This is a genomic window from Vibrio paucivorans (assembly GCF_054053395.1).
Map to the genome: position 1 here is coordinate 29,701 of NZ_CM133231.1, position 24,836 is coordinate 54,536.

The 24,836-nt window shown below is 43.0% G+C and carries 31 protein-coding genes and 1 tRNA gene; 17 read left to right on the plus strand and 15 right to left on the minus strand.

Annotated features, from left to right (window positions below):
- Positions 1-217 precede the first annotated feature (217 nt).
- From cyoA to ACXABW_RS15325, 7 genes are all read left to right on the plus strand, one after another.
- Positions 218-1,099, plus strand: coding sequence for a ubiquinol oxidase subunit II (cyoA, locus tag ACXABW_RS15295; RefSeq protein WP_252033633.1), 882 nt, complete (start codon positions 218-220; stop codon positions 1,097-1,099).
- 4 nt (positions 1,100-1,103) lie between these two features.
- The gene (gene cyoB, locus ACXABW_RS15300; protein ID WP_457525946.1) at positions 1,104-3,140 is read left to right on the plus strand and encodes a cytochrome o ubiquinol oxidase subunit I; all 2,037 of its coding nucleotides are present in this window, start codon (positions 1,104-1,106) and stop codon (positions 3,138-3,140) included.
- Positions 3,130-3,729, plus strand: a complete 600-nt coding sequence (gene cyoC, locus ACXABW_RS15305) for a cytochrome o ubiquinol oxidase subunit III (RefSeq protein ID WP_457525948.1) — start codon at positions 3,130-3,132, stop codon at positions 3,727-3,729. The genes cyoB and cyoC overlap by 11 nt, the downstream gene beginning before the upstream one ends.
- Positions 3,729-4,040, plus strand: coding sequence for a cytochrome o ubiquinol oxidase subunit IV (gene cyoD, locus ACXABW_RS15310; protein ID WP_457525950.1), 312 nt, complete (start codon positions 3,729-3,731; stop codon positions 4,038-4,040). The genes cyoC and cyoD overlap by 1 nt, the downstream gene beginning before the upstream one ends.
- Before the next feature lie 8 nt (positions 4,041-4,048).
- A complete protein-coding gene (cyoE, locus tag ACXABW_RS15315) occupies positions 4,049-4,921 on the plus strand; it encodes a heme o synthase (protein WP_457525952.1) in 873 nt (290 codons plus the stop codon).
- Positions 4,922-5,175: 254 nt separating this feature from the next.
- The gene (locus ACXABW_RS15320) at positions 5,176-5,466 is read left to right on the plus strand and encodes a hypothetical protein (RefSeq protein WP_457525954.1); all 291 of its coding nucleotides are present in this window, start codon (positions 5,176-5,178) and stop codon (positions 5,464-5,466) included.
- 48 nt (positions 5,467-5,514) lie between these two features.
- Positions 5,515-5,775: a hypothetical protein gene (locus ACXABW_RS15325; RefSeq protein WP_457525955.1), complete on the plus strand. Its 261-nt coding sequence runs from the start codon at positions 5,515-5,517 to the stop codon at positions 5,773-5,775.
- Between the two features lie 31 nt (positions 5,776-5,806).
- Here the strand turns inward: ACXABW_RS15325 and ACXABW_RS15330 are convergent, their stop codons facing one another.
- From ACXABW_RS15330 to ACXABW_RS15340, 3 genes are read right to left on the minus strand one after another with little or no spacing between them, the layout of a single operon-like run.
- A complete protein-coding gene (locus ACXABW_RS15330; RefSeq protein WP_457525957.1) occupies positions 5,807-6,469 on the minus strand; it encodes a transmembrane anchor protein in 663 nt (220 codons plus the stop codon).
- A gap of 18 nt (positions 6,470-6,487) precedes the next feature.
- Positions 6,488-7,225 carry a HupE/UreJ family protein gene (locus ACXABW_RS15335; RefSeq protein ID WP_457525959.1) on the minus strand — a complete coding sequence of 246 codons (738 nt, stop codon included), beginning with the start codon at positions 7,223-7,225 and terminating at the stop codon, positions 6,488-6,490.
- 51 nt (positions 7,226-7,276) lie between these two features.
- Entirely contained in the window at positions 7,277-7,573 is a 297-nt protein-coding gene (locus ACXABW_RS15340) for a hypothetical protein (protein WP_457525961.1), read from the minus strand.
- A gap of 321 nt (positions 7,574-7,894) precedes the next feature.
- On the opposite strand from ACXABW_RS15340, the gene rcnR reads away from it, so the two are divergent.
- On the plus strand, positions 7,895-8,167 hold the full coding sequence (gene rcnR / locus ACXABW_RS15345) for a Ni(II)/Co(II)-binding transcriptional repressor RcnR (RefSeq protein ID WP_457525963.1): 273 nt from the start codon (positions 7,895-7,897) through the stop codon (positions 8,165-8,167).
- Positions 8,168-8,205: 38 nt separating this feature from the next.
- Here rcnR and ACXABW_RS15350 read toward each other — a convergent pair whose 3' ends face one another.
- From ACXABW_RS15350 to ACXABW_RS15360, 3 genes are all read right to left on the minus strand, one after another.
- Positions 8,206-8,385 (minus strand): DUF1289 domain-containing protein, encoded by a 180-nt coding sequence (locus tag ACXABW_RS15350; RefSeq protein ID WP_457525965.1) that lies wholly within the window; start codon positions 8,383-8,385, stop codon positions 8,206-8,208.
- Positions 8,386-8,823: a hypothetical protein gene (locus ACXABW_RS15355; protein WP_457525967.1), complete on the minus strand. Its 438-nt coding sequence runs from the start codon at positions 8,821-8,823 to the stop codon at positions 8,386-8,388.
- A gap of 201 nt (positions 8,824-9,024) precedes the next feature.
- A complete protein-coding gene (locus tag ACXABW_RS15360) occupies positions 9,025-9,924 on the minus strand; it encodes a LysR family transcriptional regulator (protein WP_457525969.1) in 900 nt (299 codons plus the stop codon).
- A 157-nt stretch (positions 9,925-10,081) separates the two neighbouring features.
- Between ACXABW_RS15360 and ACXABW_RS15365 the strand changes: the two genes are divergently transcribed.
- Complete coding sequence (locus tag ACXABW_RS15365; RefSeq protein WP_457525971.1) at positions 10,082-11,041, plus strand: NAD(P)H-dependent oxidoreductase; 960 nt, start codon at positions 10,082-10,084, stop codon at positions 11,039-11,041.
- A 786-nt stretch (positions 11,042-11,827) separates the two neighbouring features.
- On the opposite strand, the gene ACXABW_RS15370 is transcribed toward ACXABW_RS15365, so the two are convergent.
- Positions 11,828-12,097 (minus strand): hypothetical protein, encoded by a 270-nt coding sequence (locus ACXABW_RS15370; RefSeq protein ID WP_457524191.1) that lies wholly within the window; start codon positions 12,095-12,097, stop codon positions 11,828-11,830.
- 190 nt (positions 12,098-12,287) lie between these two features.
- Between ACXABW_RS15370 and ACXABW_RS15375 the strand changes: the two genes are divergently transcribed.
- Positions 12,288-12,857, plus strand: a complete 570-nt coding sequence (locus tag ACXABW_RS15375; RefSeq protein ID WP_457524193.1) for a recombinase family protein — start codon at positions 12,288-12,290, stop codon at positions 12,855-12,857.
- 813 nt (positions 12,858-13,670) lie between these two features.
- Here ACXABW_RS15375 and ACXABW_RS15380 read toward each other — a convergent pair.
- The gene (locus ACXABW_RS15380) at positions 13,671-14,567 is read right to left on the minus strand and encodes a hypothetical protein (protein WP_457524195.1); all 897 of its coding nucleotides are present in this window, start codon (positions 14,565-14,567) and stop codon (positions 13,671-13,673) included.
- 141 nt (positions 14,568-14,708) lie between these two features.
- Here ACXABW_RS15380 and ACXABW_RS15385 point away from each other — a divergent pair, with 141 nt between their 5' ends.
- From ACXABW_RS15385 to ACXABW_RS15395, 3 genes are all read left to right on the plus strand, one after another.
- Positions 14,709-15,458, plus strand: coding sequence for a helix-turn-helix domain-containing protein (locus tag ACXABW_RS15385; protein WP_457524197.1), 750 nt, complete (start codon positions 14,709-14,711; stop codon positions 15,456-15,458).
- Positions 15,459-15,571: 113 nt separating this feature from the next.
- On the plus strand, positions 15,572-15,970 hold the full coding sequence (locus tag ACXABW_RS15390) for a hypothetical protein (protein ID WP_457524198.1): 399 nt from the start codon (positions 15,572-15,574) through the stop codon (positions 15,968-15,970).
- Positions 15,967-16,143, plus strand: coding sequence for a hypothetical protein (locus tag ACXABW_RS15395; RefSeq protein ID WP_457524199.1), 177 nt, complete (start codon positions 15,967-15,969; stop codon positions 16,141-16,143). Before ACXABW_RS15390 ends, ACXABW_RS15395 begins: the two co-directional genes overlap by 4 nt.
- A 129-nt stretch (positions 16,144-16,272) precedes the next feature.
- Here the strand turns inward: ACXABW_RS15395 and ACXABW_RS15400 are convergent, their stop codons facing one another.
- Positions 16,273-16,722 (minus strand): hypothetical protein, encoded by a 450-nt coding sequence (locus ACXABW_RS15400; RefSeq protein WP_457524200.1) that lies wholly within the window; start codon positions 16,720-16,722, stop codon positions 16,273-16,275.
- Between the two features lie 114 nt (positions 16,723-16,836).
- On the minus strand, positions 16,837-17,148 hold the full coding sequence (locus ACXABW_RS15405; RefSeq protein ID WP_457524202.1) for a hypothetical protein: 312 nt from the start codon (positions 17,146-17,148) through the stop codon (positions 16,837-16,839).
- A 223-nt stretch (positions 17,149-17,371) separates the two neighbouring features.
- On the opposite strand from ACXABW_RS15405, the gene ACXABW_RS15410 reads away from it, so the two are divergent.
- The gene (locus ACXABW_RS15410) at positions 17,372-17,584 is read left to right on the plus strand and encodes a hypothetical protein (RefSeq protein ID WP_457524203.1); all 213 of its coding nucleotides are present in this window, start codon (positions 17,372-17,374) and stop codon (positions 17,582-17,584) included.
- 123 nt (positions 17,585-17,707) lie between these two features.
- Complete coding sequence (locus ACXABW_RS15415) at positions 17,708-18,133, plus strand: hypothetical protein (protein WP_457524205.1); 426 nt, start codon at positions 17,708-17,710, stop codon at positions 18,131-18,133.
- 37 nt (positions 18,134-18,170) lie between these two features.
- On the opposite strand, the gene ACXABW_RS15420 is transcribed toward ACXABW_RS15415, so the two are convergent.
- From ACXABW_RS15420 to ACXABW_RS15430, 3 genes are all read right to left on the minus strand, one after another.
- Positions 18,171-18,620, minus strand: coding sequence for a hypothetical protein (locus ACXABW_RS15420; protein ID WP_457524207.1), 450 nt, complete (start codon positions 18,618-18,620; stop codon positions 18,171-18,173).
- A 128-nt stretch (positions 18,621-18,748) separates the two neighbouring features.
- Complete coding sequence (locus tag ACXABW_RS15425; protein WP_457524208.1) at positions 18,749-19,975, minus strand: integrase domain-containing protein; 1,227 nt, start codon at positions 19,973-19,975, stop codon at positions 18,749-18,751.
- A 164-nt stretch (positions 19,976-20,139) separates the two neighbouring features.
- Positions 20,140-20,230 (minus strand) — tRNA-Ser (locus tag ACXABW_RS15430).
- Positions 20,231-20,547: 317 nt separating this feature from the next.
- On the opposite strand from ACXABW_RS15430, the gene ACXABW_RS15435 reads away from it, so the two are divergent.
- A complete protein-coding gene (locus ACXABW_RS15435) occupies positions 20,548-21,225 on the plus strand; it encodes a MaoC family dehydratase (protein WP_457525973.1) in 678 nt (225 codons plus the stop codon).
- Between the two features lie 47 nt (positions 21,226-21,272).
- On the opposite strand, the gene ACXABW_RS15440 is transcribed toward ACXABW_RS15435, so the two are convergent.
- A complete protein-coding gene (locus ACXABW_RS15440) occupies positions 21,273-22,091 on the minus strand; it encodes a phosphate ABC transporter substrate-binding protein (protein ID WP_457525975.1) in 819 nt (272 codons plus the stop codon).
- Between the two features lie 153 nt (positions 22,092-22,244).
- Here ACXABW_RS15440 and ACXABW_RS15445 point away from each other — a divergent pair, with 153 nt between their 5' ends.
- Entirely contained in the window at positions 22,245-22,592 is a 348-nt protein-coding gene (locus ACXABW_RS15445) for a DUF3024 domain-containing protein (protein WP_457527200.1), read from the plus strand.
- Between the two features lie 84 nt (positions 22,593-22,676).
- Here the strand turns inward: ACXABW_RS15445 and rnb are convergent, their stop codons facing one another.
- On the minus strand, positions 22,677-24,677 hold the full coding sequence (rnb, locus tag ACXABW_RS15450; protein WP_457525977.1) for an exoribonuclease II: 2,001 nt from the start codon (positions 24,675-24,677) through the stop codon (positions 22,677-22,679).
- Positions 24,678-24,836: the final 159 nt, after the last annotated feature.

Consider the following 24,836-nt stretch of genomic DNA (forward strand, 5'->3'; position numbering starts at 1 on the left):
AATTTTCTCCTCTCTCTCCTCATAATCCGCGAAATGTAATAATGTATTTCAAAGTGTAACAATATACTCACGTTGAATGTGTGGTTTTTACCGCCATGCAACCTGACAGTACGCTCTGAAATCTATTGCTACATACGCTCAACATAAAAATATTCTAATGACAAAAATAACCAGCCATAGAGCTTGCTCTACTGCTGGCAAACCATCGAGAAAGTTAATGGAAGCTTCAAGATACAAACGCGTCTTGGCGAGAGTAAGTTTGGTGGGAACCATACTTATGCTTGCTGGGTGTAACTCCGCGTTACTAGATCCAAAAGGAAGCATAGGCGTACAGGAAAGAGAGTTGATCATTACGGCTCTGTTGCTGATGCTGATTGTCGTTATCCCCGTGATTCTAATGACAATCTATTTCGCTTATCGCTACCGCGAGTCTAATACCAATGAGGAATACGCACCAGAGTGGTCACACTCAACCAAAATTGAAGTGGTGGTATGGACGATTCCAATCATCATCATTGCCATCCTAGCGGCCATCACTTGGCGTTCGACTCATGAGTTAGAACCATCCAAACCAATTGCAAGTGATGTTAAACCAATCACGATTGAAGTGGTGTCACTCGACTGGAAGTGGTTATTCATTTATCCAGAAGAGCACATTGCGACGGTCAATTATGTGGCGTTCCCGAAAGATGTGCCGGTTCAGTTCAAGCTGACGTCGGACAACATCATGAACGCATTCTTCATTCCGCGTTTAGGTACGCAGATTTATGCGATGCCTGGCATGGTGACCAAGCTTAACTTAATTGCAAATCACTCTGGTGATTACAAAGGCTTTGCGTCTAACTACAGCGGTAAGGGGTTCTCACAAATGAAGTTCACCGCAGCGGCACTGGAAGATCGCACTGCATTCCTCAACTGGGTGCAGAAGGTGAAAGCCAGCCCAGACCGAATTGAAGACTGGGAACAGTTCCGCTCACTTGCTTCACCAAGTGTTGCCGAGCCAGTAACACTGTTTTCTAGTGTTCCACCATTTTTGTTCACCGACGTCGTGACCCAACATCCGGGTTCAATGAACTGTTTGCCGGAAAACCTAGGATAATCGCATGTTTGGAAGATTAACGCTTGATTCAATCCCTTATCACGAGCCGATTATCGTTGTCACACTAGCGGTGATTGCGATGGTTGGTTTGGCTGTCGTTGCTTTGATAACCAAAGCGGGTAAGTGGCAATACTTATGGAACGAATGGTTTACCTCTGTAGACCACAAAAAACTGGGCTTTATGTACATTGCTGTGGCAATGGTGATGTTGATTCGTGGTTTCGCTGATGCGGTCATGATGCGTAGCCAACAACTGCTGTCTGCCGCTGGTGAGACAGGTTACTTACCACCACACCACTACGATCAGATCTTTACTGCTCATGGCGTGATTATGATTTTCTTCGTCGCGATGCCACTGGTAATTGGTTTGATGAATATTATCGTACCGCTACAAATTGGTGCGCGTGATGTTGCTTTCCCATACCTCAATAACTTGAGTTTTTGGCTGTTTATCGTTGGGGTGATTCTCACCAATATGTCACTTGGCTTGGGTGAATTTGGTCGTACAGGTTGGCTGGCTTATCCGCCGCTGTCTGGTATTGAGGCGAGCCCTGGGGTCGGGGTGGACTATTGGATATGGGCTCTGCAAATATCCGGAGTCGGTACCACGCTGACGGGCGTAAACTTCTTCGCAACTATTTTGCGCATGCGTACGCCGTCTATGCCAATGATGAAGATGCCAGTGTTCACGTGGGCGTCCCTGTGTGCCAACATCCTAATCATCATTTCGTTCCCAATACTGACCGTAACCATTGCGTTACTGACGTTAGATCGCTACATCGGTACGCACTTTTTCACTAATGATCTTGGCGGCAACGTAATGATGTACGTCAACCTGATCTGGGCCTGGGGACACCCAGAAGTATACATCCTAATCTTGCCTATCTTTGGTGTGTTCTCTGAAGTAACGGCAACTTTCTCTCGCAAGAAGCTGTTTGGTTACACCTCGCTAGTATGGGCGACTATTGTCATCACTATCTTGGCGTTCGTCGTTTGGTTGCACCACTTCTTTACCATGGGTTCTGGAGCAAATGTAAATGCATTCTTTGGTATCGCCACCATGATTATCTCTATCCCAACTGGGGTGAAGATCTTCAACTGGCTGTTCACCATGTACAAAGGCCGCATTCGCTTCACCACTCCTATGATGTGGACTGTTGGCTTCCTGATAACTTTCTCGGTAGGTGGTATGACAGGCGTACTGATGGCCGTTCCGGGTGCCGACTTTGTTCTGCATAACTCCGTGTTCCTGATTGCACATTTCCATAACGTAATCATTGGTGGTGTGGTATTCGGCTGTTTTGCGGCAATCACTTACTGGTTCCCGAAAGCAACGGGTTTCACCATGAATGAAGCATGGGGCAAACGCGCTTTTTACTGCTGGATCATCGGCTTCTTAATGGCGTTTTTACCATTGTACGCGCTGGGCTTTATGGGGATGACTCGACGTCTAAGCCAAGATCTTAACCCTGAATACTTCCCATTGCTGGCTGTTGCAGCGGCAGGTACCGCAGTCATTGCGTTGGGTGTAGCTTGTCAGTTCATCCAAATTTACGTGAGTATCCGTGACCGCGAGCAAAATCGCGATCTCACTGGTGATCCGTGGGGCGGTCGTACGTTCGAATGGGCTACGTCGTCACCACCTCCGTTCTACAACTTCGCGCACCTGCCAAAGGGTGAAGAGCTAGATGCATTCTGGTACCAAAAGCAAAGCGGCGAGTTCGATCCAACTAAGGAAGTGGAATACGAACGCATCCATATGCCGAAGAACACGCCGACAGGTATCTATGTTTCAGCATGGGCATTGGTGTTTGGTTTCGCGATGATTTGGTACATCTGGTGGCTGGCAGCTGCAAGCTTTGTCGGCATCATTGTCACCTGTATCCAGCACAGCTACAACGACGACGTGGATTACTACGTTGAAGTAGAAGAAATTAAAGCGATTGAAGCGGAGCGACGTGCTCAACTTGAAGAAGCGAAGAAAAACGAAGTGAAAGACAACGATAAGAAAGACGATCTGGAGGTGACCTATGCAAGCTAATGTAGCGGTTCACGACCACGATCATCACCATGATGCCGCTGGCAATAAGCTGTTCGGCTTCTGGGTGTATTTAATGAGTGACTGTGTGTTATTCGCGACGCTGTTCGCTACCTACGCAGTGCTTGAAAGTGGTTCTATTTCTGGGCCAACGGGTAAAGACATATTCGAATTGCCGTTTGTGTTTGTCGAAACCATGTTGCTTCTGTTTAGCAGTATCACCTTTGGCTTCGGCATGATTGCGATGAAGCGCCAAGATGTTACGGGGCTAAAGCGTTGGTTAAAGGTCACGTTCCTGTTAGGGCTTGGCTTCATTGGCATGGAAGTATACGAGTTCCATCACCTGATTGCAGAAGGTTATGGGCCTCAAGAAAGCGCGTTCTTATCGGCGTTCTTTACCTTAGTTGGAACACACGGCCTGCACGTGACTTTCGGTTTGATCTGGCTTGCAGTGTGCTACCACCAACTATCAACCAAAGGCTTGAACGACAATATGTCGATGCGATTCCAGTGTCTTAGCTTGTTTTGGCACTTCCTCGATATCGTCTGGATTTGCGTGTTTACCATCGTGTATTTAATGGGGGTTATGTAATGAAACAAGAACTAGACTCTGGTGCTTCAGATTACGTAAAAGGCTTTGTTGCATCACTGATCCTAACGGTGATTCCGTTCTACGTTGTATCGGCGAAAGTCCTGCCAATGACCTCGACTTATGTGGTGGCACTGGGCTGTGCGATTGTACAGATCTTTGTCCACTTTAAATATTTCCTACACATGGAAGCGAAAACTTCCGATGGTAAGTGGAACTTAGTGTCACTCATGTTTACTGCCATTGTTGTGCTTATCCTGATTGCTGGCTCGATTTGGATCATCTACAACATGAACGTCAATATGAAATTGTAGGTTCAGGTATGCTGAAAAGTTACGTGTCTATCACCAAGCCTGGCATTATTTTCGGCAACCTGATTTCTGTGGCGGCGGGGTTCTTCCTCGCCGCGAAAACAGAATCGGCCGATTTTCTGTTGCTCTTAACAACGTTAGTCGGAGTGGGGCTAGTGATAGCGTCAGGTTGTGTCGTCAATAATATTTTCGACCGTGATATCGACCAAAAAATGAAGCGTACCCAGCACCGAGAATTGGTGATGGGGGACATCAATATCGATGTTGCCTTTGTCTATGCGTTAGCGTTATTGCTGGGTGGGACAGCGTTACTGTTTCAAAGAGTGAATCCGCTTTCGGCTGTGGTGGTGCTGCTGGGTTATGTGTTCTACGTGTTCTTCTACACCATGTGGTACAAGCGTAACTCCGTGTATGGCACATTAGTGGGCAGCATTTCTGGTGCAGTCCCTCCGCTTGTTGGTTACCTTGCAGTTGCTAACTACATCAGTTTAGAAGCGATACTGTTGTTTACCATGTTCTGCCTATGGCAGATGCCGCACTCCTACGCGATTGCCATGTTCCGCATGCAAGACTACCGTGAAGCAGGCATTCCGGTACTGCCAGTGAAAGCGGGAATTAACAAAGCACACCAGCATATGAAAGCGTATGTGATTGCGTTTGCTGCTGTAGCCGCAGGCTTGTTTATGTTGGGAGAGGCAGGTTATGAATACCTCGCGGTATCAGCCGCAGTGTGCTTTTTCTGGACTCGAGTAACTTTCCAAAAAGTCACGGACGACAACTATATTCAGTGGTCGAAGGCAGTGTTCAAAATATCGCTGCTGGTGGTAATGAGCATAAGTGGCGTACTGGGGCTCGAGTTAATACCGCTACCGTTTGCGCTGTAGGGCAGGGTGCCTTCGTGCGTTAGCATCATCAGTTTGATATCAAAAAGCCGTCTATGGGACGGCTTTGTTGCGTCTAAGATGGTGTAATGAGCCAGTAACATTTGCCTGCTAGAAAAAATACCGACTGGTGTCATCATCTATATTGATTTTTACTTTCTCTTATTCTCAAATAGGCGTTGCGGTTAGAGCAACGTAGGGCGACAAGAAAGCACGCTCTAAAGAATACCGATTATGCATTGGAGTCTTCGCCGGAAATGAAAAAATGGAAAGTTATTACGCTAGGTTTAACTATCGTAATTGGAAGCGCTTTTGCGTACTGTCAATCTACTGTAAGCGCTTCGAAAAGTGGAGAGGTACAAGCTGTACTTGAGGATCTAGACACGGTTTTAGAAGCCGCGAGACAATACTATCTTGATAACGGTACGCTCCCTCCAATAACCTCAGATACCGATCCTGAATTTGGTTATTTGAACATCAATAACCTGATTGATGACCCTAGCTTAACGACTTGGCGTGGTCCTTATTTACCATATGATGATACGTGAATTGGTGGTGAACAATATATCGAACACCCAGAATATGTCGCTACGCAGTTGCTGCTTAAAGAAACCGGCAGTGAATGGGTGCGAGGAAGCACCCTAACTGGCTGTAAACAAAACTCAGCGTCTTGTTCTATTGCCGCTTGTATTTGGTTTGTCCCACTAGAGGTTGCACAAGAAATTAACCATATTGTGGATGGTGAGCAGAGTTTAGAGCCCTCCAATGCCAAAGGGACAATACGCTACGACAAAGCTCTATGGGGTAGTCTTGTCTGTAAGGTCGGAGATACTTACCCGATGCCGCAGGAAAAATAAAAAAGCCCTCGATAGAGGGCTTTCATTACCGCTAAAGTACGCGTTTTATCTGAGCATACTCGCCGCTTGTTTTGAGTATGACCATCACCTTATTTTTGTTTCGGTTGCGGAAGAACCATCCATGACTGCCATCGAAAGCGGCGACGAGCTCACCTTCTCCGTTAGGGACACCGCGGCCTTTTTCATAGCTTATCGATTGACCACTGCCATCACCGTGCGTGTCGTGATTAACAGGGCCACCTTTAGCAACCCACTCGAACTGAGCCACTTGGCCTTTTTCCATGACGAGTTTCACTTCAGCGCCTTGGCCTGGGTCCAGAGCAATCAGTTTGCGATCTTTCCAAACAGATTCATCGGGTTGTGGAGTGCTTTCAGCCGCTTCCACTTGCGTTTTTGTACCGTTTGCTGCTGCTGAAACGTCACGTTCGGATGCCTGAGCAGAAGGTTTCGTCGTAACGGAAGCCATTTCCCTTGCTTCATCTTCCTCGGCTTCTTGTGCGAGCTGAGCTTTGATTTCTCCCATCTCCGTCAAACCAAGAATTCTTCCTACACCGGTAGGGTCGACGGCGTATTCAGCAGGTAATATTACCGTGATGAGCAACGCAATAGCCGCGGATAGAGCGATGAATGTTGAACGAAGCAACTGCTTCGTTGTTGGTAGTTCTGCACGAGTTGGCATATCAGAGTTATACATAATGAGTTCCTTAATAATTTATTGAGCGACAACGTAGCCAGTTAATTGATAGCCCATGAGCATGAAGCCCAGGCTCATCATGGTGATATTGATTGAGTATGCTTGGCGGACGAAGCTTGGTTGTCTTCGCCAGTAGCCCATCACAATCAAAATGGTGCCTAGGGCGATAAGTTGCCCAATCTCGACACCTATGTTGAACGCTAATAAGTTAGGAATGAGTCCATCAGGAGAAATATCGTATTCAATGATTTTGGACGATAGGCCAAAACCATGACAGAAGCCAAAGATCAACGTAGCCGCTTTGGTATTGGGCTGTATGCCAAACCAACGCTGAAATGCCCCAACGTTATCCATTGCTTTATAAACCACGGATAAACCGATGATTGCATCAATGATGTAACTGTTTATCCCGATATTAAAGTACACACCGAGCAGCATGGTTGAAGAGTGTCCTAGTGCAAATAAACTCACATAAAGGGCGATATCTTTCATCTTATAGAGAAAGAAAATCACGCCGAACAAAAAGAGAATATGGTCATAGCCCGTCACCATATGCTTTGCACCTAAGTACATAAACGAGATGATATTTGTACCAGTGATTTCTTGGATATACCCTTTATCGCCCTGAGCGACAGCATGGGCCAATGCTTCAGTGCTGCTTAATGAGATAAGTATAAAAGTGAGGTAGATAACCCCCTTACGAAGCTGCATTCCTAGAGGAGAATGCAACGACGCGAATAAAGAAAATAAGTTCATGTCATTTCCATTGTTTTGTTTATTGTGTATTAACGCCGTTACCGGCAAATCTTATGCAATAAACAAGGCTCTAGGAGGGCGTTCTAATCGGAAGGGCTGATAAGTAGGTTTGCCTAGAGGCGGGTCAAAGCTTTCTGACACTCGAGTATGGAGGAATATAGCCAAACCGATAGTGCGCAACGTTGCGCCATCATAGCTGTGGTTGTGGTTACTGATGTCGTGCTGGAATTGGTGTTTGTCGTCAACTGCATGAAAATGAGCATAGTCATGGCTGTGTTCATGCGATTGCAAAGAGTAGGTAATGGAGAATGAATGTGAACGAAACTCCCCAATAGCAGAAGAACTCATGCACAACGCGATGGAAATGAGCATGATTAAACTGATAAATCTGTTTATTGGCTTAGGGTACATGTACTGTTATTAAGGAGGAGTATTCGTTTCTAGATGTAGTGTTATATTATAACAATGTTAAAAGATCAATTCAGGTCACAATTAATATGAATTTACTCTATAAGTTTCGAAGTAAGACATAATTTGACCGCACAGAAGCTAAGAGATTCTCCACATTAAAAATACGCTTGTGGCAATCAGAATCTAATTTATACTACCCCCTAGTATACGTTAAGTGCTAAATTAATAGGTACGGTTTTTGTTTCTATACGCTATCTCATGTCACATACAGTTAAAGATCAGAAAAAACTCAAAGCTAGAGTCAGCAAAATTCAAGGCCAAGTAAGTGGCTTACAAAAAATGCTGGATCAGGAAAAAGAATGCCAGGACGTTTTACAGCAAATAGCCGCAATTCGAGGCGCGGTTAATGGATTGATGAGAGAGGTGATAAAAGGACATCTACTCGAACATGTTGTCCTTGAAGACGCCAAGGAGCAACGCGAGGCAGATATGGATATCGTCCTAAAAGTATTAAACTCTTACATCAAGTAATTCTTGGTAGAACTGTAATCACTGCTTAGCGTTATTGCTCATGAAGTTTTCATTTGTGATAACCGTTTTTGCAACTCTTTCTTTAAGCGGTTAATTGCATAAGGCTTCATTGAATCCCAAGTTTTACACTCTTCTCGAGTTCGTCCGCACCCCAAGCACCACCCTTTGCTATGGGAAAAGTCACAGATATTAATGCACGGGCTCTTTTGCTTCTTCATTCATAACCTATTTAGAATCTGATCAATACTCGCTTCAAGCATTCTGAGTCGATTGAACTCTTCAAATAGCCGTTGTTCTAGGTTTTTAAAATTTAAGGGTAATGTCCGCTGGCATATCCCATAACTACTATCGAGTGTCTTATAACCTTTCCAACTCTTAATTTGGCTTGCTTCTTGTTCTAAAAATTGTCGAATAAACTCGGATTGAGAAGGGCAGTCTTCCTCTGCATGCATACAAATTGGGAAAGACTTCTGTTTAATTTGGGCTGCTTCAATGTAAGTCTCAAAGTGGACTCCCCCTTGGTTTTGGTTGAACCAGTTCTGTTTGTATAGCTGCAGGTAATCGCCACGATTGTATATTTCCCAACCATCGTTATACCAATTTGCTTTTTCTAGCATTTTTTCAAGGTTACGGAATACACCTTTGATATCTTTCATGCCTCATACCTCGTCCATAAATATGACTTAAGACTATACCCTTCTAGTATGCTATATACTACCCCCCAGTATATTTGAGGTGAAAAATGAAGATGTCGGCTGAGAAACTATTTACTTCAGCCATCTCAAATAGCATTCTTTTTGTGGTACTAATCATGTCAGTTGTATTGGTAAAACCCAGCAAGTTAACGGGCGATTGAGTTAGCGTTGGCTTTTCTCCAACAAAAAATCAATCAATGCGCGTACTCGTTTTGCTTTCTGGCTGTTTTTATGGAAATAGACATACAAGCCAGAAAGTGTCGGCCAGCTTTCTGGTAACACAGGGACGAGCGAGCCTTTGTCAAAGTATTGCTTAACCATGGGCTCAACAATACGCCCAATGCCGAGCCCTTTGATCGATGCGTCTATCATTATTTCGGTGTCGTTCACTACTAGCGCCGCAGGCGTTTTGACAGTCAAGGTCTCTCCATCTTTTATCAGAGACAATGGCGCTAGTTGATTGGAAGCAATGAAGCGATACTGAATCATTTTGTGTTGCTCCAAATGCTCTGGAGAACTTGGTAGGCCATGCTGGGCAATGTACTCTGGTGAGGCAAATAGGGCCTCTTTCATCGGAGCCGTTAGTGCGCGAGCGACCATTCCTTCTTCAACTCTATCTCCGAAACGGATACCTAAGTCGATGCCTTGTTTCAGAATATCAATAGCAGCATCGTTAATAGAGATTTCTAGCTCTATCTTCGGATAAGTTAAACAAAACTCCGTATAAAAAGGTTCGAACATTGACTGATAGACAAACCGAGGCATGGTAATGCTGACTTTGCCTGACGGGTCTTTGCTTAGATCACTGACACTCTCGACAGCGAAGCTCAGCTCTGAAGTCGCATTAAATGTTCGTTTATAAAGGAGGTGTCCGGCTTCGGTCAGTTCAATTTTACGTGTAGTTCGAGTAAAAAGTGGCAGACCTAGCTGCTCTTCCAATGATTTTAAAGCGATGCTAACAGAGGGTGAGGCCACTTCTAATTTCTGTGCCGCTTTGGTAATGCTTCCTTCGCTTACAATCGCATGAAACATCATAATCTGGTTAAACATACTGCCATTCATTCGACAATACTCCCTCTATTATTAGTCTTTAGCTAATAATTATTTAGTCAATAGTCATCTAATTATAATCAATCTCTTCTTTTATAGTAATGGTCAACAGGTGAGAGGTAGACCGTCTTACCAAAAATCGCATCAGCATTTTTCATAGGTAATAAACATGAGCCGAGTATTAGTTATTTCTGGTCATCCGGATCTTGAAGCGTCTTACACGAATAGTGTTATTTTGCAGGAACTAAGCCAACAGGTTGATAATATTGAAATTCGTCGCCTAGATACGCTTTATCCAAATTACAATATTAACGTAGAAGCAGAGCAGGCTGCGGCTTTAGAAGCCGATGTGATCATCTTGCAGTTCCCATTCTATTGGTACTCTACGCCAGCACTGATGAAGAAATGGATCGATGATGTGTTTACGTTTAACTTCGCCTATGGTCCAGAAGGGGATAAGTTAAAAGGGAAAGATTTTATTCTCTCTTTAACGATTGGCGGCCCAGAAGAGTCCTATAATCCGCTTGGCTACAACCATTTTACCGTCGAAGAGTTCTTGCGCCCATTGCAGCAATTAGCGTATTTAGCAGGAATGAACTACTGCAAACCCGTTTATACTCACCGCATGGTATACATTCCTAATGTATACAACGAATTAGGTGAGGTTCAAGCACGAGCTAGAGATCATGTTGGTCGTTTGATTGAGTCTATTGAAAGTCACATAACATCCGATGAAGTCTTACTAAGTAAGTTTGTTTCTACGTGGTTTGAGAAGTTTGACGTTCTTCCTGAGCAAGATGAATACTTCACTCAATCACTGGCTGAAGATGTGGTGATGACTATGCCTGAAGGGAAGTTTGAAGGCCATACAGGGTTTAGGGATTGGTATGCAATAGCCCGAACCATCTTCAAGCCCAACTGCCAACATGATGTGGAGCAGTTAGAAGTGAAGTCTTCCGGTAAAGGCTATCAACTTAACCTACGCATTCGATTGAAAGCTGAAACCTATGCTGATTCTGTTATGCATGGAGAGACAATCGAACTATCAGTCGACGAAACTTGGCAAGTGTCGTTAGATAGTCAGGGTAAGGTCACCATTCATGATTATTCAGTCGTTCCATTGGCCTAACACCATGGCTATAAATACATTGAACGTTTAAGGTTACAAACGCAAAAAAGCCGTCCCAAAGGACGGCTTTTTCTGAATGTGGTGGAGAGATAGGGATTTGAACCAAACGCTCTCAAGGTACTGTTTTAATTGACCAAATGATTAGATTTAGCCTTTGACATAACAGTGATGTACCCATATGTGTACCTAAACAGATAATCATTAGATACATTGCTTGTCACATAGGTATCGTACACTCGAATAACAACGTTAATTCTCTTTGAGAACATCGATGACAATATGCAAAAAGTTAGATAAAGTATAGGTCCCTATGGTGCTCACAACACCATAGGGACCTAGGAGATCATTATAAGTAATGATCATAGCGGACTACTACTTATAGTCCAACATAACACAAAAGGATAAAGCCAATGTGTAATGAATCTTTTCAAAAAGAAGTTGAAAGAAAACTTAAGACTCTTGAAAAAAGGTGCTCCAAGCTTGAGCGTCAAGTATCAATGTTAAATGATCAAAGAAACGGAAAGACTCTTAAGGAAATTGGTAACAAATGGAAAGTTACACCTTCCAGAGTGCACCAAATCTTAAAAGATGATCGGCTTCATTAACAAATATGCAACTATCCACATAATATATAGGAGTACTGTTATGAATTAATATCTATAGCGACAGTTACGCTACAAAAACAAACTAAGTAGCTGTTTTAATAAATATTTAAAAGGAAAATACAAAATGTACAAACAAGTACAGCGTGACTAAAAGCCTTGCTGACAATGCAAGGCTTTTATTTTAGTGAAGGTTATCTGCTGGCTGAATCTTAAAAGCTTTGATCCCTTCTTCGTTAATCGTCTTTAGCGCTTCATCAAAAGCCGCTTGGTCGCTTTCAAACTCTTCATCCCATACCGTGGATGTACCGCACTCAGCAACGACTTCTAGAATCCAACGTCCAGACGTATCCCCTTCGTAAATCTCGATACTTAACAACTCATCATCTACAACCAACTCCTTATTCAAAGGAAAGTACTTCATTTCAATATCGTCTATCTCAATCAAACTCATGGCTATCTGTCCCGTAGGGTTAAAAGGTCAATATACCGCTTACCTCATGACATAGGTAGCAACAAACACCCGGTTCTGGTCACAGTTCTTTCACAGAAATATTTAGTGTCAAAAAATACTTAGCGATTTACTAATACCCCTCTTTATATGAAACCACCTTATTGAACACACACTAAAAGAGGACTAAATCATGAGTCGTACATTCTCATACTGTCGCGTATCGACCACAGAACAAACCGTTGAAAACCAAATCAGAACCATTGAAGAAGCAGGGCATGACATACCAGATTACAGAGTAGTCAGCGAAACCGTGAGTGGCTCAGTCGAAGCCATGAAGAGAAAAGAGTTTAAGAATCTAGTCGATCACAAACTCGAACCAGGCGACACGCTGGTAGTTTCCAAGCTGGATCGCCTAGGCCGTGACAACATCGATGTACAAAACACCGTCTCTAACCTATCAGAACGCGGTGTAAAGCTTGTGTGCTTAGACTTGCCTATACCTGATCTATCTAGCTCAGAAGGCAAACTCATGCTGCAGATGGTTAGCTCATTCGCAGAGTTTGAACGTAACCGTATTCGAGAGCGTACACAGGACGGCTTGAGACGTGCGAAGAAGGAAGGAAAGAAGCTAGGCAGACCAAAGGCCATAAAAACGACTGATAGCGTTCAGAAGCTTAGAGAACAAGGGTTTAGTCAAAGCGCCGCAGCTAAAGAACTCGGCTGCTCGCTATCCACAATCAAGCGCAACTGGAATTGCTGACATTGCTCAGAGTGTGGGATAAAATAGAACCTCTGGTGCTCGCAACACCAGAGGTTCATAGGTGGCCACTAATGGCCTTAACTCTCAAATCATTCATAGGAGTAAAATCATGAGAGGAATGGAAGAGGATGATTGCGTATGCGATCCATGTGAAGGTTGCACCTGCGATACAACAGGAACCATCACTAATAAATATGGTGAAAAATTCAACCGAGAAGGAGATTACATAGGGCTAGACCCAACATGGCTTGACAATTAGTAGCACTTTAGCAGTTACACCATAACTACAAATTTAGTAACTGTTGCTTTTTTATTTAAAATGATACGTACTGTATCATTCAGATTATGTTCTTTAAAAAAGAACAATAATTTAAAAGGAAAATATAAGATGTTCAGTTCTATGAACGATAACTAAAAGCCTACGTGCTAACGTAGGCTTTTTATTTCCCTACATATAATAGTACTTTCTATGTACTGATTAACTCCATCTCACTGTGTGGGTTCCTTTCTGCTATTAGGAGTTTTCCCCTTTTCCCACATTGGGTAAATCGTTTCTCTCACTTAAAAACGACCCGCTTTGTGGGATCGCTAACGTATCCCCCGCGTAACTCAATTCACAATCCCGTCCTAAATTCAAATGCGTTTTTAACGCACTACACACTTGAATCACCACCGGCCTTACCACCGATTTATCAATGTCCGGCACCGACAATAAATATCCAGGCATTATTATTAACTCCTAATAGCAGAAAGGAACCCACACAATAAAACTCAATGGACAGAAAGCCCATTGAGCGACATAGTTTTTTGTTATTACGCTATTCTCGTTAATGGTGGATAGTGGGTGGGTTGTGCGTTTAAATGCTCATTGAAATCAGCTCTAGGGTGTCTAAATCCGTATTTTTGACAGAAAGAAACATAGTTTGTCTGTTGTGGAAGCTCTTCGGGTGGTACACCCATCATAGATTCAATCGCCTCACGCATGATCGTGTGATTACGTTCATTAGTAGCATTAAGCTGCTCAGTTGAAACTTGATGATTATTTCTGGTCATGTAGTGGTTGTTGGCATTCATTGCCATAGTTTTACCATTGACTATCTGGTTGTGAGCAACATCTACAATAGGTTGCCCATCAGGAACAGATAAGACGTCCCACGCATTTTCACTCCCAAATAGAGCACGATTAGAATCGTGTTCAAATTGCGAATGGTTTATCTGATGGGCTTGATTCATTGGTTGTTGATTATGAAGATCTAGATTGCGGGTTTGGTGCTTGTATTCTTCTTTATAATTTTGACGATTAATCCAGCGAGAATAATGTTCAATCACCCACTGTTCACCGATATTAGGATTGAAGTAATCTAATAACATATTAACCCGGCGGTAAAATTCGTCCCTGTCCTGCATGACAATGGACTGAACAAACTGTCCCTTTAAATCCGTAAATATTTGGCACAGTGCGGTATAGCTTAACTCTGCACCATACGAGAACGCACCAGAATACCCTCTCTCTGCCATCTCACGATTATCATAGTTGGTAACCAACATGGTCCATTCACTCGCAGTAATGGGGATGTTCAAATTGTCACTCAGTAACTCGTAGATAAACTCTTTACGCCACATGAGACTAGAATCTTCCGTGTGTCCGTATTGTGGGTGCGGTATTTTAGTCATAGCTTCACCAATTTTGTTAATGATAAATTGGTCCATATCTACTTCCTTGTTTAATTCAGAAAACCTTATCTTACGGAATATGAAGGATAGATACGACCTCTCATATTGAAGCCCTGACTTGTACTCACACTTGATTAAACAGCTATCATTAGAGCTTTAATTCCTGAATGTAATTAAATGAAAGTTGTTATAAATCAATTCAGTACTGAGTCAGTAGCGATACTGCACTCAGACGGGGGTTATACCGCGTTTTCTATCAAATACTCACTGATAGCAAAGCCGTTTGAAGCGCGTCCGTATCGAGAGAAGGACGTTTTCAAAACGGTCAGGAATGCGATTGGTATCGATGAAACGCCGTCTAAGTGGGATGTGGTATTGCCACAATCGCCACTGAATAGTTCGTTGCGTATTTGGCGAAAGGAAAGCGTAGAACGCTTGATGGGCTCAGCTACAGCGAACGCTAACGTGCGGGAGTACTTTAGTGGTTTACCGTTGCGTTTGGACTATCGATTGAATTTGATTAAGATCGCTACATTTGTCGCACTGCAGTTAAACTGGCGTTTAGATTGTGCGTTCTACAGTGAAAAAGAGATTGCGGCGTTAACTTCGACGTCGCAGGAGAATGTATCTCGTTGCTTGAGTGAAATGAAGGCAAGGGGATTACTGGAAGTCGTCACCTGTCGTAGTCAGTACCAGGGCGGGAAAGTCCTGGGCTCTTACGTAAAGGTTACGAATGAATTTAAATCGTTATTTTTAAACGGTATAGAGTGGCTTGATAGTGAGCCACTTTACCCTTATACAGAATCGGATTACTTGAAACATTTGCATGAAATCGAACGTGTAGGACGTGAGTTACAGAGCTTGATTCAACGTCAATACTACCCTGAGCGTGTGATTAATCACGCTTACTTTTTGCTCACTTATTAGGGTGGGTGGGGATCAGGGAGCCACTTTCGTAAAAGTAGAAATAGCCCTATAAATCACTTGTGAAATCAGGTGAGTATGGTAAAAGTTTCTTATCTATATAAGGGATTAATTTCATGAGTATTTGTAAATTCAACGTAGATAACTTTACGTATAATATTGAAAGTAACTTAGAGGCAATGGGGCTACCTGTCCCTAAAACTATATTTGGTAGTGTCACTACAATGTCAGGAGCATTAGCAAGTATTGATGTAGCTTTAATGACAAAAGCCCACGACGTCCCACTATCTGCAATATCTAAAGGGGCTAGACTAGGTACAAAGGGAGCAGGTCTATACTCTGCATATTACGCTGGAGCTATTATTGGATCTGCGCTCATGGCTTCAAAAAGAGCAACTTCGTGCAGCTCAGAAGAATTAAAGAAAGCATTTCAAGAACTAGGTTTGCCCTCATGGGCTGCTGATGACGCTCTGAGACAACAGAAAGGACACGAGTTACTAAGGAAGCAAGGATGAGCTGGATAAAAGATAGACTTTTACTACTTATTGTTTCGATCATAGTTGCGCTTGGAGCGCACTTTTTCTGGAGCTCTTTAGGTGAGTATGCGTTTACAGTATTTCCTTTAATTGTCCTCTTTGCTCTTTTGATTGAGCGGCCTTGGCTCAAGAAAAAACGCAGTGAAAAGTAATATCAAAAAATTATAGGTCTATATTACTTAGGTGTACTACTCAATGAATCTTATTCGGTGGTACTAGAAATCTACAAGACCGTAGAGAAATATGGAGATAGCGTTAACTATCTCCATAGGATTAAATGATTAGTTCAGCAATAAAACTCCCTCGTTGTACATAGCAAGCTCAGGCTGTCTTTTCTTGAATAGCTTTGTAACAAGCCATCCAATACCGAAGCCTAAGACTGCACCCACCGTGGTAATTACTGCTACACCAACCTTAACACTGATGCCGAAACCAATTGCCTTTAATGATGCGTCAACTAAAGGTTGACCATTTAAAGTAATAATTTCAGTACCAGTACCCGCTAGACCTAACAAACCTTTCTTACCTAGATAGGCGGCAATAGGCCCCGCGAAAACAAAAAATATCCAACCAGTTCCTATAGCAGCAATCGCAAGCGCTGTTTTAGGGTTCTCCTTGGCCTTCTCTTTAGCAAAGCTAAAGAGAGCCTTAGCGGTTTTGTAAACAGCTTTAGCTGCGTATTTCACTGCTTGTACAGTAGTTAGGTAAGCTTCTTTGAGCCAAGTAAACATTTAATGTTCTCCATATCAGTTAATAAAATGAGAGTGTGTCAAATTAGTAACTGTATGAAATTCCATTAGTTTGCCCTTTGCTTTTTAGGACCTGATACGTATCGGGTTTATAGATTACGCAACAAGTCCTAAGGGCTTTCCCTCAAGCCACCTGTAGGTGTTCTTTACCTCAGAAGACGTAATGGCTGCAAGATTGAACCGTGGTTGTGGCCACGGTACAAACTTGGCAAGCAATTGAAAGCCCCAATAAGCAATCTGCTTTACTGCAGTGGCGAGTTGTTTTGCTGTCTGAGCAATAGACTCCACCAAATCATTCAATGAGATTCCAGGCTCATCTACTCGACTAGGAGGTTCTTTACCTGACGAAAATAACTTTTTCGCCCAAATAGTGGCTTTAGTCATGACTGACTTTAACCAATTGAACATAAGCTTTTCCTTATTAAATTGTTAAACACTCGATAGAGTCTTGCCGGACTCTATCACTCTCGACACCTTCAGAGTCCGGCAAGACTCTGGAAGTATACCTACCCCTTCTGGGGTTCTGGGGTTCTGGGGTTCTGGGGTAAAATAGTTGCAACCATATGCAACAATGTCAACACTTTAATTGTCAAATGTGCACCAATGCCCATAGGTTAAGGAAACGTAACACATGGAGAATGAAACTGACAAGATCACACTCACTGCAGATCAATTAGTCGCTCTACTGGAAGGTCGAGCGAAGAGAAATCAAATTGATGAGCTATTCAGCCGTAAGGAGTTAAACGACAAGATAAACCGCATCCAGTCTGACTTAAGTTCAGAAATTGAAGAGTTAAAAAGTAAACTGGACCAACTTACCCAGGACGCTCTAAAGCGGCCTTAGTTAACGTTGGATACATTGGTTACTTTTGATATGATTAGAGGGTGGCTAGGTTCGCTACCGAACGTCTAGTGCCTCGACCTAGGCTGCCACACTTAACTTATCGTCGAGAATATCGAGGTATTTATGTCAGAACATAACAACGACCAAATAACACAGAAAGACTTACTCAAGCTGTTGTTTGACCAGGCGCAACACAATGCCACCCGCGAAGAAGTCCAAGCGGTTCAAGAAGAAATCAAAGAGACTAACAAACGATTTGATGGCTTAGCGACACGTGAAGACTTACTGACAGTTGAGAACAAACTCCAGTCTGTTGAACACAAACTGGACTCTAAAATAGATTCCAGTATTGATTCGCTACGTAAAGAAATGAAAGAAGATAACCAATCTTTACGCACCGAGTTAAAAGGCGACATGAAGTCGCTAGAGAAACGTTTAGATAGACAAGATGCGCAAATAGCTAAGCTAGACAATCGTCTTTGGTGGATAGCTGGCCTAATCGTAGCGCTAGCGTTTAAGTCTGAAATATTCGCCTTGTTTCAAGGCTAAATAAAAAAAGAGAGAGCAAACAAGCCCTCTCTTTTTTTTACAAAAAATGTGAATTAGCAGTGTCAACACTAACAGATTTATCAATCCATTCAATAAGGCAATTAGATGCTTCATCTAAAGAAAACCATTTACTTAAATCTCGGTCTAAACGGTCATCTGCAGAATCAAACAACAAAAAGACAGGCTCACCATCCTTTCGACCAATATACATTGGGTAATAAGTAATATTACTTCTGTCAGAGATTTTCACGTTAAACCAGAATTTAACAAAGCCATGCTCATCAATATCAGGATAGTGTAGAAATTCATCCACTTTTCCAACTGGAGAAAGGAACAACGGAAAAGGATGTTTAACGACTTCATCACCCCAAGCTTTAAAACAAACATCCTCGCAGCCTAATTTTTGTTTAGTAACATCTAATAGCTCATTCGCATGGTCGACCAACCAACGCCTAAGATCCAGAACCCCTTCACTTTGAACTTTCAACTTCTGTAGCAGCTCCTCGTACGTAACCATAGACACCTCTCAAATAAACACTACCCAATAAATCCAGTATGCTATCACATGCACTTTGTTGTTCAAAGTTCAATCAAAAATAAAAAGGAACATTTAAGCTAAACGGAATAAGCTTCATTAAACTGGGTTGAATCATCAATGTGGTCACTCCACCACTGCATCATTTCTCGTCGTTGCTCAACATACTGAGTACGATTGTACGCTGCTCTCACTTTATCCTTATCCGCATGGGCTAAAGCTGCTTCTACTAGGTCCCCGGTGAATTGAGATTGTTCATTCAACGTCGTACTAGCGAGTGAACGCAATCCATGAGATACCAATCGTCCCTTAAAACCCATACGCTTTAGCGCCATATTTACGCTTGCGTTACAGCATGGACGTGATCCATCTTTATGGGAAGCAAAGATAAACTCACTGACACCATGCCCACTAATCGCTTTCATTTCATTGAGTAAAGCTAGCATCTGCGTTGATAAAGGAACGCAATGCTCGCGCTTTTTTTTCATTCTTTTTGCAGGGATACGCCATAACTTTTTAGCCCAATCAATTTCATCCCATCTTGCTCCTGCTGCTTCAGAGGGGCGAACCATGGTATGAAGTTGCCATAATATCAAACAACGGGTTGTGCTAAAGATACGAGCCCGTGATAGGGCAAACATAAGCTCTGGTAACGCTTCTGGCGGCAACGTTTTCATGTGTATTGCTTGTGGCTTTTTGAAAGCGTCTTTTATGTCAGTTAAACAGTTAACTTCAATATAGCCAGTGTTTTTAGCAAATTTCATGATCTCATTCAGACGCTGGCAAGCACGGCGTAGTACTTCTAGCCTACCTTTACGCTCTAATGGTTTGAGTGTCTGAATAACAAGCTGCGGTGTCAGCTCTGAGATAGGTATATTGCCTAACTCTGGTAAAAGGTGAATCTCTAGAGAACGATAGATATCATCAGCGTGATCACTAGAAACACTACTTTTTTTCACGTCTAGCCAACTTTCAGCCACTTTACCTAATGTCATGTTTAAGCGCATTTTTTCTTGTAATGCTTGCTTATCCTTGTGAGTTTTAGGATCGATACCTTGCTCTATGAGTTCACGTGCTCCGCGAGTTTTTTCTCGCGCTATCTTTAGAGAAGTCGTTGGATAAGTACCTAACGTAAAATTGATACGCTTGGATAATATTGGATGAGTATAATTTAGTAACCATGTTTTTGTGCCGTTCGGCTTCACTCTGAGGCGAAGGCCATTTCCATCAGAAAGAATGTATTCCTTACTTTTTGGCTTAGCATTTTTAATTTGTGTTTCCGTAAGAGGCTTTACTTGTTTTGCCATGATGGTACACCGTTAAATTGAACATACGGACAATGTACCCAAGGGTGTACCTAAAATGCTACGCTATTAAGCTAGGAAACAAGCCATAAAACGACGTAACATTTTATAATTCAAGATTTTAGGTACAAAAAAAAGACGCCCTAAGGCGTCTTTCTTCATGTGTTTGGCGGAGAGATAGGGATTTGAACCCTAGATACGCTATTAACGTATGCCGGTTTTCAAGACCGGTGCTTTCAACCACTCAGCCATCTCTCCGTTGCGGGACGTATAATAGGTATTGGCATAAATGTTGTAAAGGATAAATTGAGTGGTTTTGGTTTAAGTGGCCAACTAATGTGCAGATGTTAAGAGCTGGTTTAGGAGATGTTGTTCACATTTTTGATGAAAATCTAGTCTTTTAACTCTAAATGATCCTGTTCTAATAAAATAATGTTTTATTTATAAGTTTTTGAAAAATTTAAATAAAACACAGTTCAGTTAACGGGTGTACGCAATAAAGTATTTGCACATATTTGTGAACTGCTTCAAAATTAATGGGTTATTAACTCCTTAAGTATTTTCTGAGGTTATTTATGAAAGTCGCGAATCTTTTTAAGCATCGTGGTGAATCGTTATCAAAACACCACAACGAGTTTGTGCAGTGGATGTCTCCTACTCTTCGTGAGTACTGGGGAGAGTTTTTGAATAAGACGAACAGCAGCCACCTGTTTTCTTGGGTACGTGATTTCCAGCAACCTGCAGTGAATGAAGACGCGCCAATTCCAGAACCAATTGTTCTAAAGCCAGAAGCACAAGCACTTTATGCAGAACTGCAAGAGCAGATTGGTGAAGTGATCCATGTAGGTGATTGGATTTCTGTTGATCAGGAGCGTATCAACCAGTTTGGTCAGGTGACTGAAGACATGCAGTGGATTCATACGGATCCAAGCCGTGCGGAATCTGAGTCTCCATTTAAAACGACCATTGCTCATGGTTTCTTAACGTTATCTTTATTACCACGCCTGACAGACAGTGTTGATCCTGAGCACGCTCAATTCCCAACGGCAAAAATGGTGGTAAACATTGGCTTGAACCAAGTGCGTTTCCCGTACCCAGTGAAGTCTGGTAATAATGTACGAGCAAAAAGTACTCTGCTAAAAGTAACGCCTATTAAAAAAGGTTTAGAGATTGAGCGTGAAATCAAAGTAGAAATTGAAGGTATCCGTCGCCCAGGTGCGGTAGTGGTATCTGTGATTCAGTTGCATTTTTAAAGTGAATTGAAAAGAAAAAGGAGAGCGAAAGCTCTCCTTTTTTTGTGCTATTTTTTGACTGGCGTATAGCCGTATTCAGCAATAAGAGATTTGGCTTGCTCTGAATTTAGGTAATTTAGGAAACTATCAGCTTGCTCATCTAGGTCTTCTGGCTGATAAACCATTAGGAATGGGCGAGAAAGCTCATACTTACCATTGGCAATGTTGGCGTTGGTAGCTTCTGTACCTTCAAATTTTAATGCTTTGATTGAGCGGTCTACTGAGCCTGTTGAGATAAACCCAATCGCTTGTTTGTTGTGGTTGACGATGGTTTTCACCATGCTGTTGCTGTTGACCACTAGGTTGTCTGGGTTGATGTCGGAAACCAGTCTGTCGTTCACGATCTTTGTTAGGCCAAGCAGGCTTTCAAAGCTGTAACGGGTACCTGAAGAGGCTTCACGTGTTACTACTGCGATTTTTTGGTCTGCGCCACCTACTTGTTTCCAGTTAGTGATTTTCCCTTTGTAGATATCAAACAGTTGCTCGCGTGAGAGATCGGCTACGGTATTGGATTGATTCACGACAACGGCTAAACCATCGAATGCAATGGGGGTGACTTTTAGGTCTGTACTTTGCTCACGCTCAGTGAGGTAGCGAGAGCTCATGCCGATGTCCGCGACACCTTTTTTCACTAGAGTAATGCCTGCAGTTGAGCCAATACCTTGTACAGCAATGTACGTATCTTTGTGGTTGGCATTATAGTCTTCAGCAAGAACATCCATCACACGCGCTACAGAGGTTGAGCCGGAAACGTTGATTTCACTTGCCCCAACAGCACTGGTAAAGAATGTAGTAGATAAGAGGGCAGCAAGTGCGACTCGAAACATAATGAACTCCGTAGATTGTAAATAAGCCCGAGTATCTTATGTCGATTAGATGACAGTTTTGTGAAAACGAGCCAAGTTGTGAATTTGACTTATGCCTATGATGAGACTGAACTAATATTAAGGCAAAGTCACTCGATGGGAGGCGCTGAGATGATCCTAGTGAATCTACTGCAACGGCAAGTTGAAAGCCGCGCTCGGGTAGTCTGTCAAAATCGAAACAAAGGTTTGCCAGTGGAACTGGGGAAATCGAGTTTTGAGCCACTAGAAAATGGTGTCCAATTTATTAAGCAGCACTACTTGCTGGATTCGAGCCATTGCGATTATTCCAGTTTGGTGGCACGTATTACATGGGATGTGCAATCTGAGAAGTGGGAGTTGAAAATCCCATCGGAAGAAGAGCCTGAAGAGGCTTGGGTACCGTACCCATATTTGGCGCGTAGTTCTGATCTTACCGCATTAACCCGCGAAGTTGAAAAAGACCCCAAATCGTATTTTTGGTAAACCAAAACATGTAGAACACCGAATGCAGAACAATAAAAAAGGCGCTATTTCATAGCGCCTTTTTCGATGGGTGTGCGGTGCTGATTACTCAGGCGCAGATTCAGTTTCCGCGGGTTTACTGTCTGCAAACACTTGAGTTGTCTTAGCGACTAAACTACGGTTTTCTTGGTTTACTTCCGTCAATACAACCTCAAGCGTGTCACCTAAGCGGTAAACAACTTCATTGTCGATGGAAATAGAACCCTCTTCGGAGTTACATACCAAACGCTCTTTGTTATCTAGGATAAGTGAGCCAGGAATGAACGCTGCCGCGCCGTTTTCGATTAAGCGAATACGCATACCCGCTCGGTTTATATCAAAAATCTCAGCAGTGAATGTTGTGGCTTTGCTTGGCTCTTCAGCTAGCGTACGAGCGTATAACCAGTCACCAACGTTGCGCTCGGCTATTTTGTGGTGCTTACGATGCAGGGCCAGTTCTTCACCGACCGTCTCATCCGGAGTTTGAACGGGTTCTTTACCTAAGATGTGCGCTTTTAGCATGCGATGGTTGATCATATCGCCGTATTTACGAATTGGTGATGTCCACGTTGCGTAGATATCTAATCCCATTGCGTAGTGTGGAAGTGGCTGGTTGCCGATTCCACTGTATGCCTGAGACTTACGAATACGGTTATCTAGGTAGCTGGTTTCTTGTTTGCCTAACCAACGGCGTAGAGCAGAGAAACCTTCAAGTGTTGCAATGCTTTCTGCGCTATATGGAAGCTCACCTCGCGGGTTAACCAGCTCAACAACGTCTGCAATCTTTTCTGGTTTGAAGCCTGCGTGGGTGTTGAATACACCACTATTGAACGTCGCTTGTAGCGTTTTACCAGCACAGATGTTAGCTGTGATCATTGATTCTTCAACTAGACGATTAGCTGAGCGGCGCATGTCTGCATGAATCGCCACAACGTTGTTATCTTCACTCAGTTCAAAGCGGTAATCAGGGCGATCCGGGAAGACGACTGCATTTTCTTCACGCCAATTTGCACGAGCAAGAGAGAATTCGTATAGGTCACGAACAATAGTGCTGATTTGTTCGTTTGGTTGCCACTCATCGCTTGAACCGTTTTCTAGCCAGTCGGAGACTTGGTCGTAAACAAGGCGAGCGTGTGATTTGATGTTCGCAGCGAAGAACTTGATGTCGTCGTTGATTACGCCATCTTTCGACACTGTAACGCTACAGCAAAGAGCTGGGCGCACTTCGTCTTCAATCAGTGAACATAGGTCGTCTGCAAGGTCACGAGGAAGCATTGGAATGTTGCGACCCGGTAGGTAAATAGTGAAGCCGCGCTCGCGCGCCACTTTGTCCATTTCATCTTCCGGCGTAATGTATGCAGTAGGGTCGGCAATCGCGATAGTCAGTTCAAAGTCACCCGATTCGGTTTTCTTTGCGTAAAGCGCATCGTCCATGTCTTTAGTAGACGCCCCATCAATAGTAACGAACGGTACGTGCGTCATATCGATTCTTTCAAGTGCTTCATCGTCTTTTAGTGACCAGTTATCAATACCTGCTGGTTCACTGTTTGGTAGATCGTTTTGCGCTAGCGTTACCCACCATGGCGCGATTTTATCGTTCGCGTCAGTGATCTTTTCGGAGATTTCTACGAAGAAGCCGTTATCGCCTTTTAACGGATGGCGGATAAGATGTGCAACAACCCAATCTCCTTCAGCAAAGTGCTCTGGGTTTAAACCCTTTTTGACTTTGGCTTTCAAAGATTGTTTTTTCAGTTGTGGGTGATCTGGCGTTACGTTCAATTTACCTTTGAACATTTTCACGCGACCGATAAAACGGTTCAAACCTTGTTCTACTAGCTCTTCCGGCTCAGCGACTTCTTTTTCTTTTTCAGTGCGGATGATCGCCACAACTTTGTCGCCATGCATGCACTTTTTCATGTATGGAGGCGGGATGAAAAAGCTTGTTTTGCTGTCTACTTCTAGGAAGCCAAAACCTTTGTCTGTGGCTTTGATGGTTCCTTCTTTCTTAGGCAGGGTTTCTTGGATCTGTTGCTTAAGCTGAGCGAGTAGTGGGTTATCTTGAAACATCTTATCTTTTCTAACGTGATTAATTGCGCTCACTATAATCATTGAGGGGCGGTAATGCTAGAAAAAGGGTGTTTTTCCAGCATGAATTTTTTGCTTCGCCATAGGGTGAAAAAGGCTCGAAAAATGGGCGCTATGATGTATATATGACCATTTTTATCG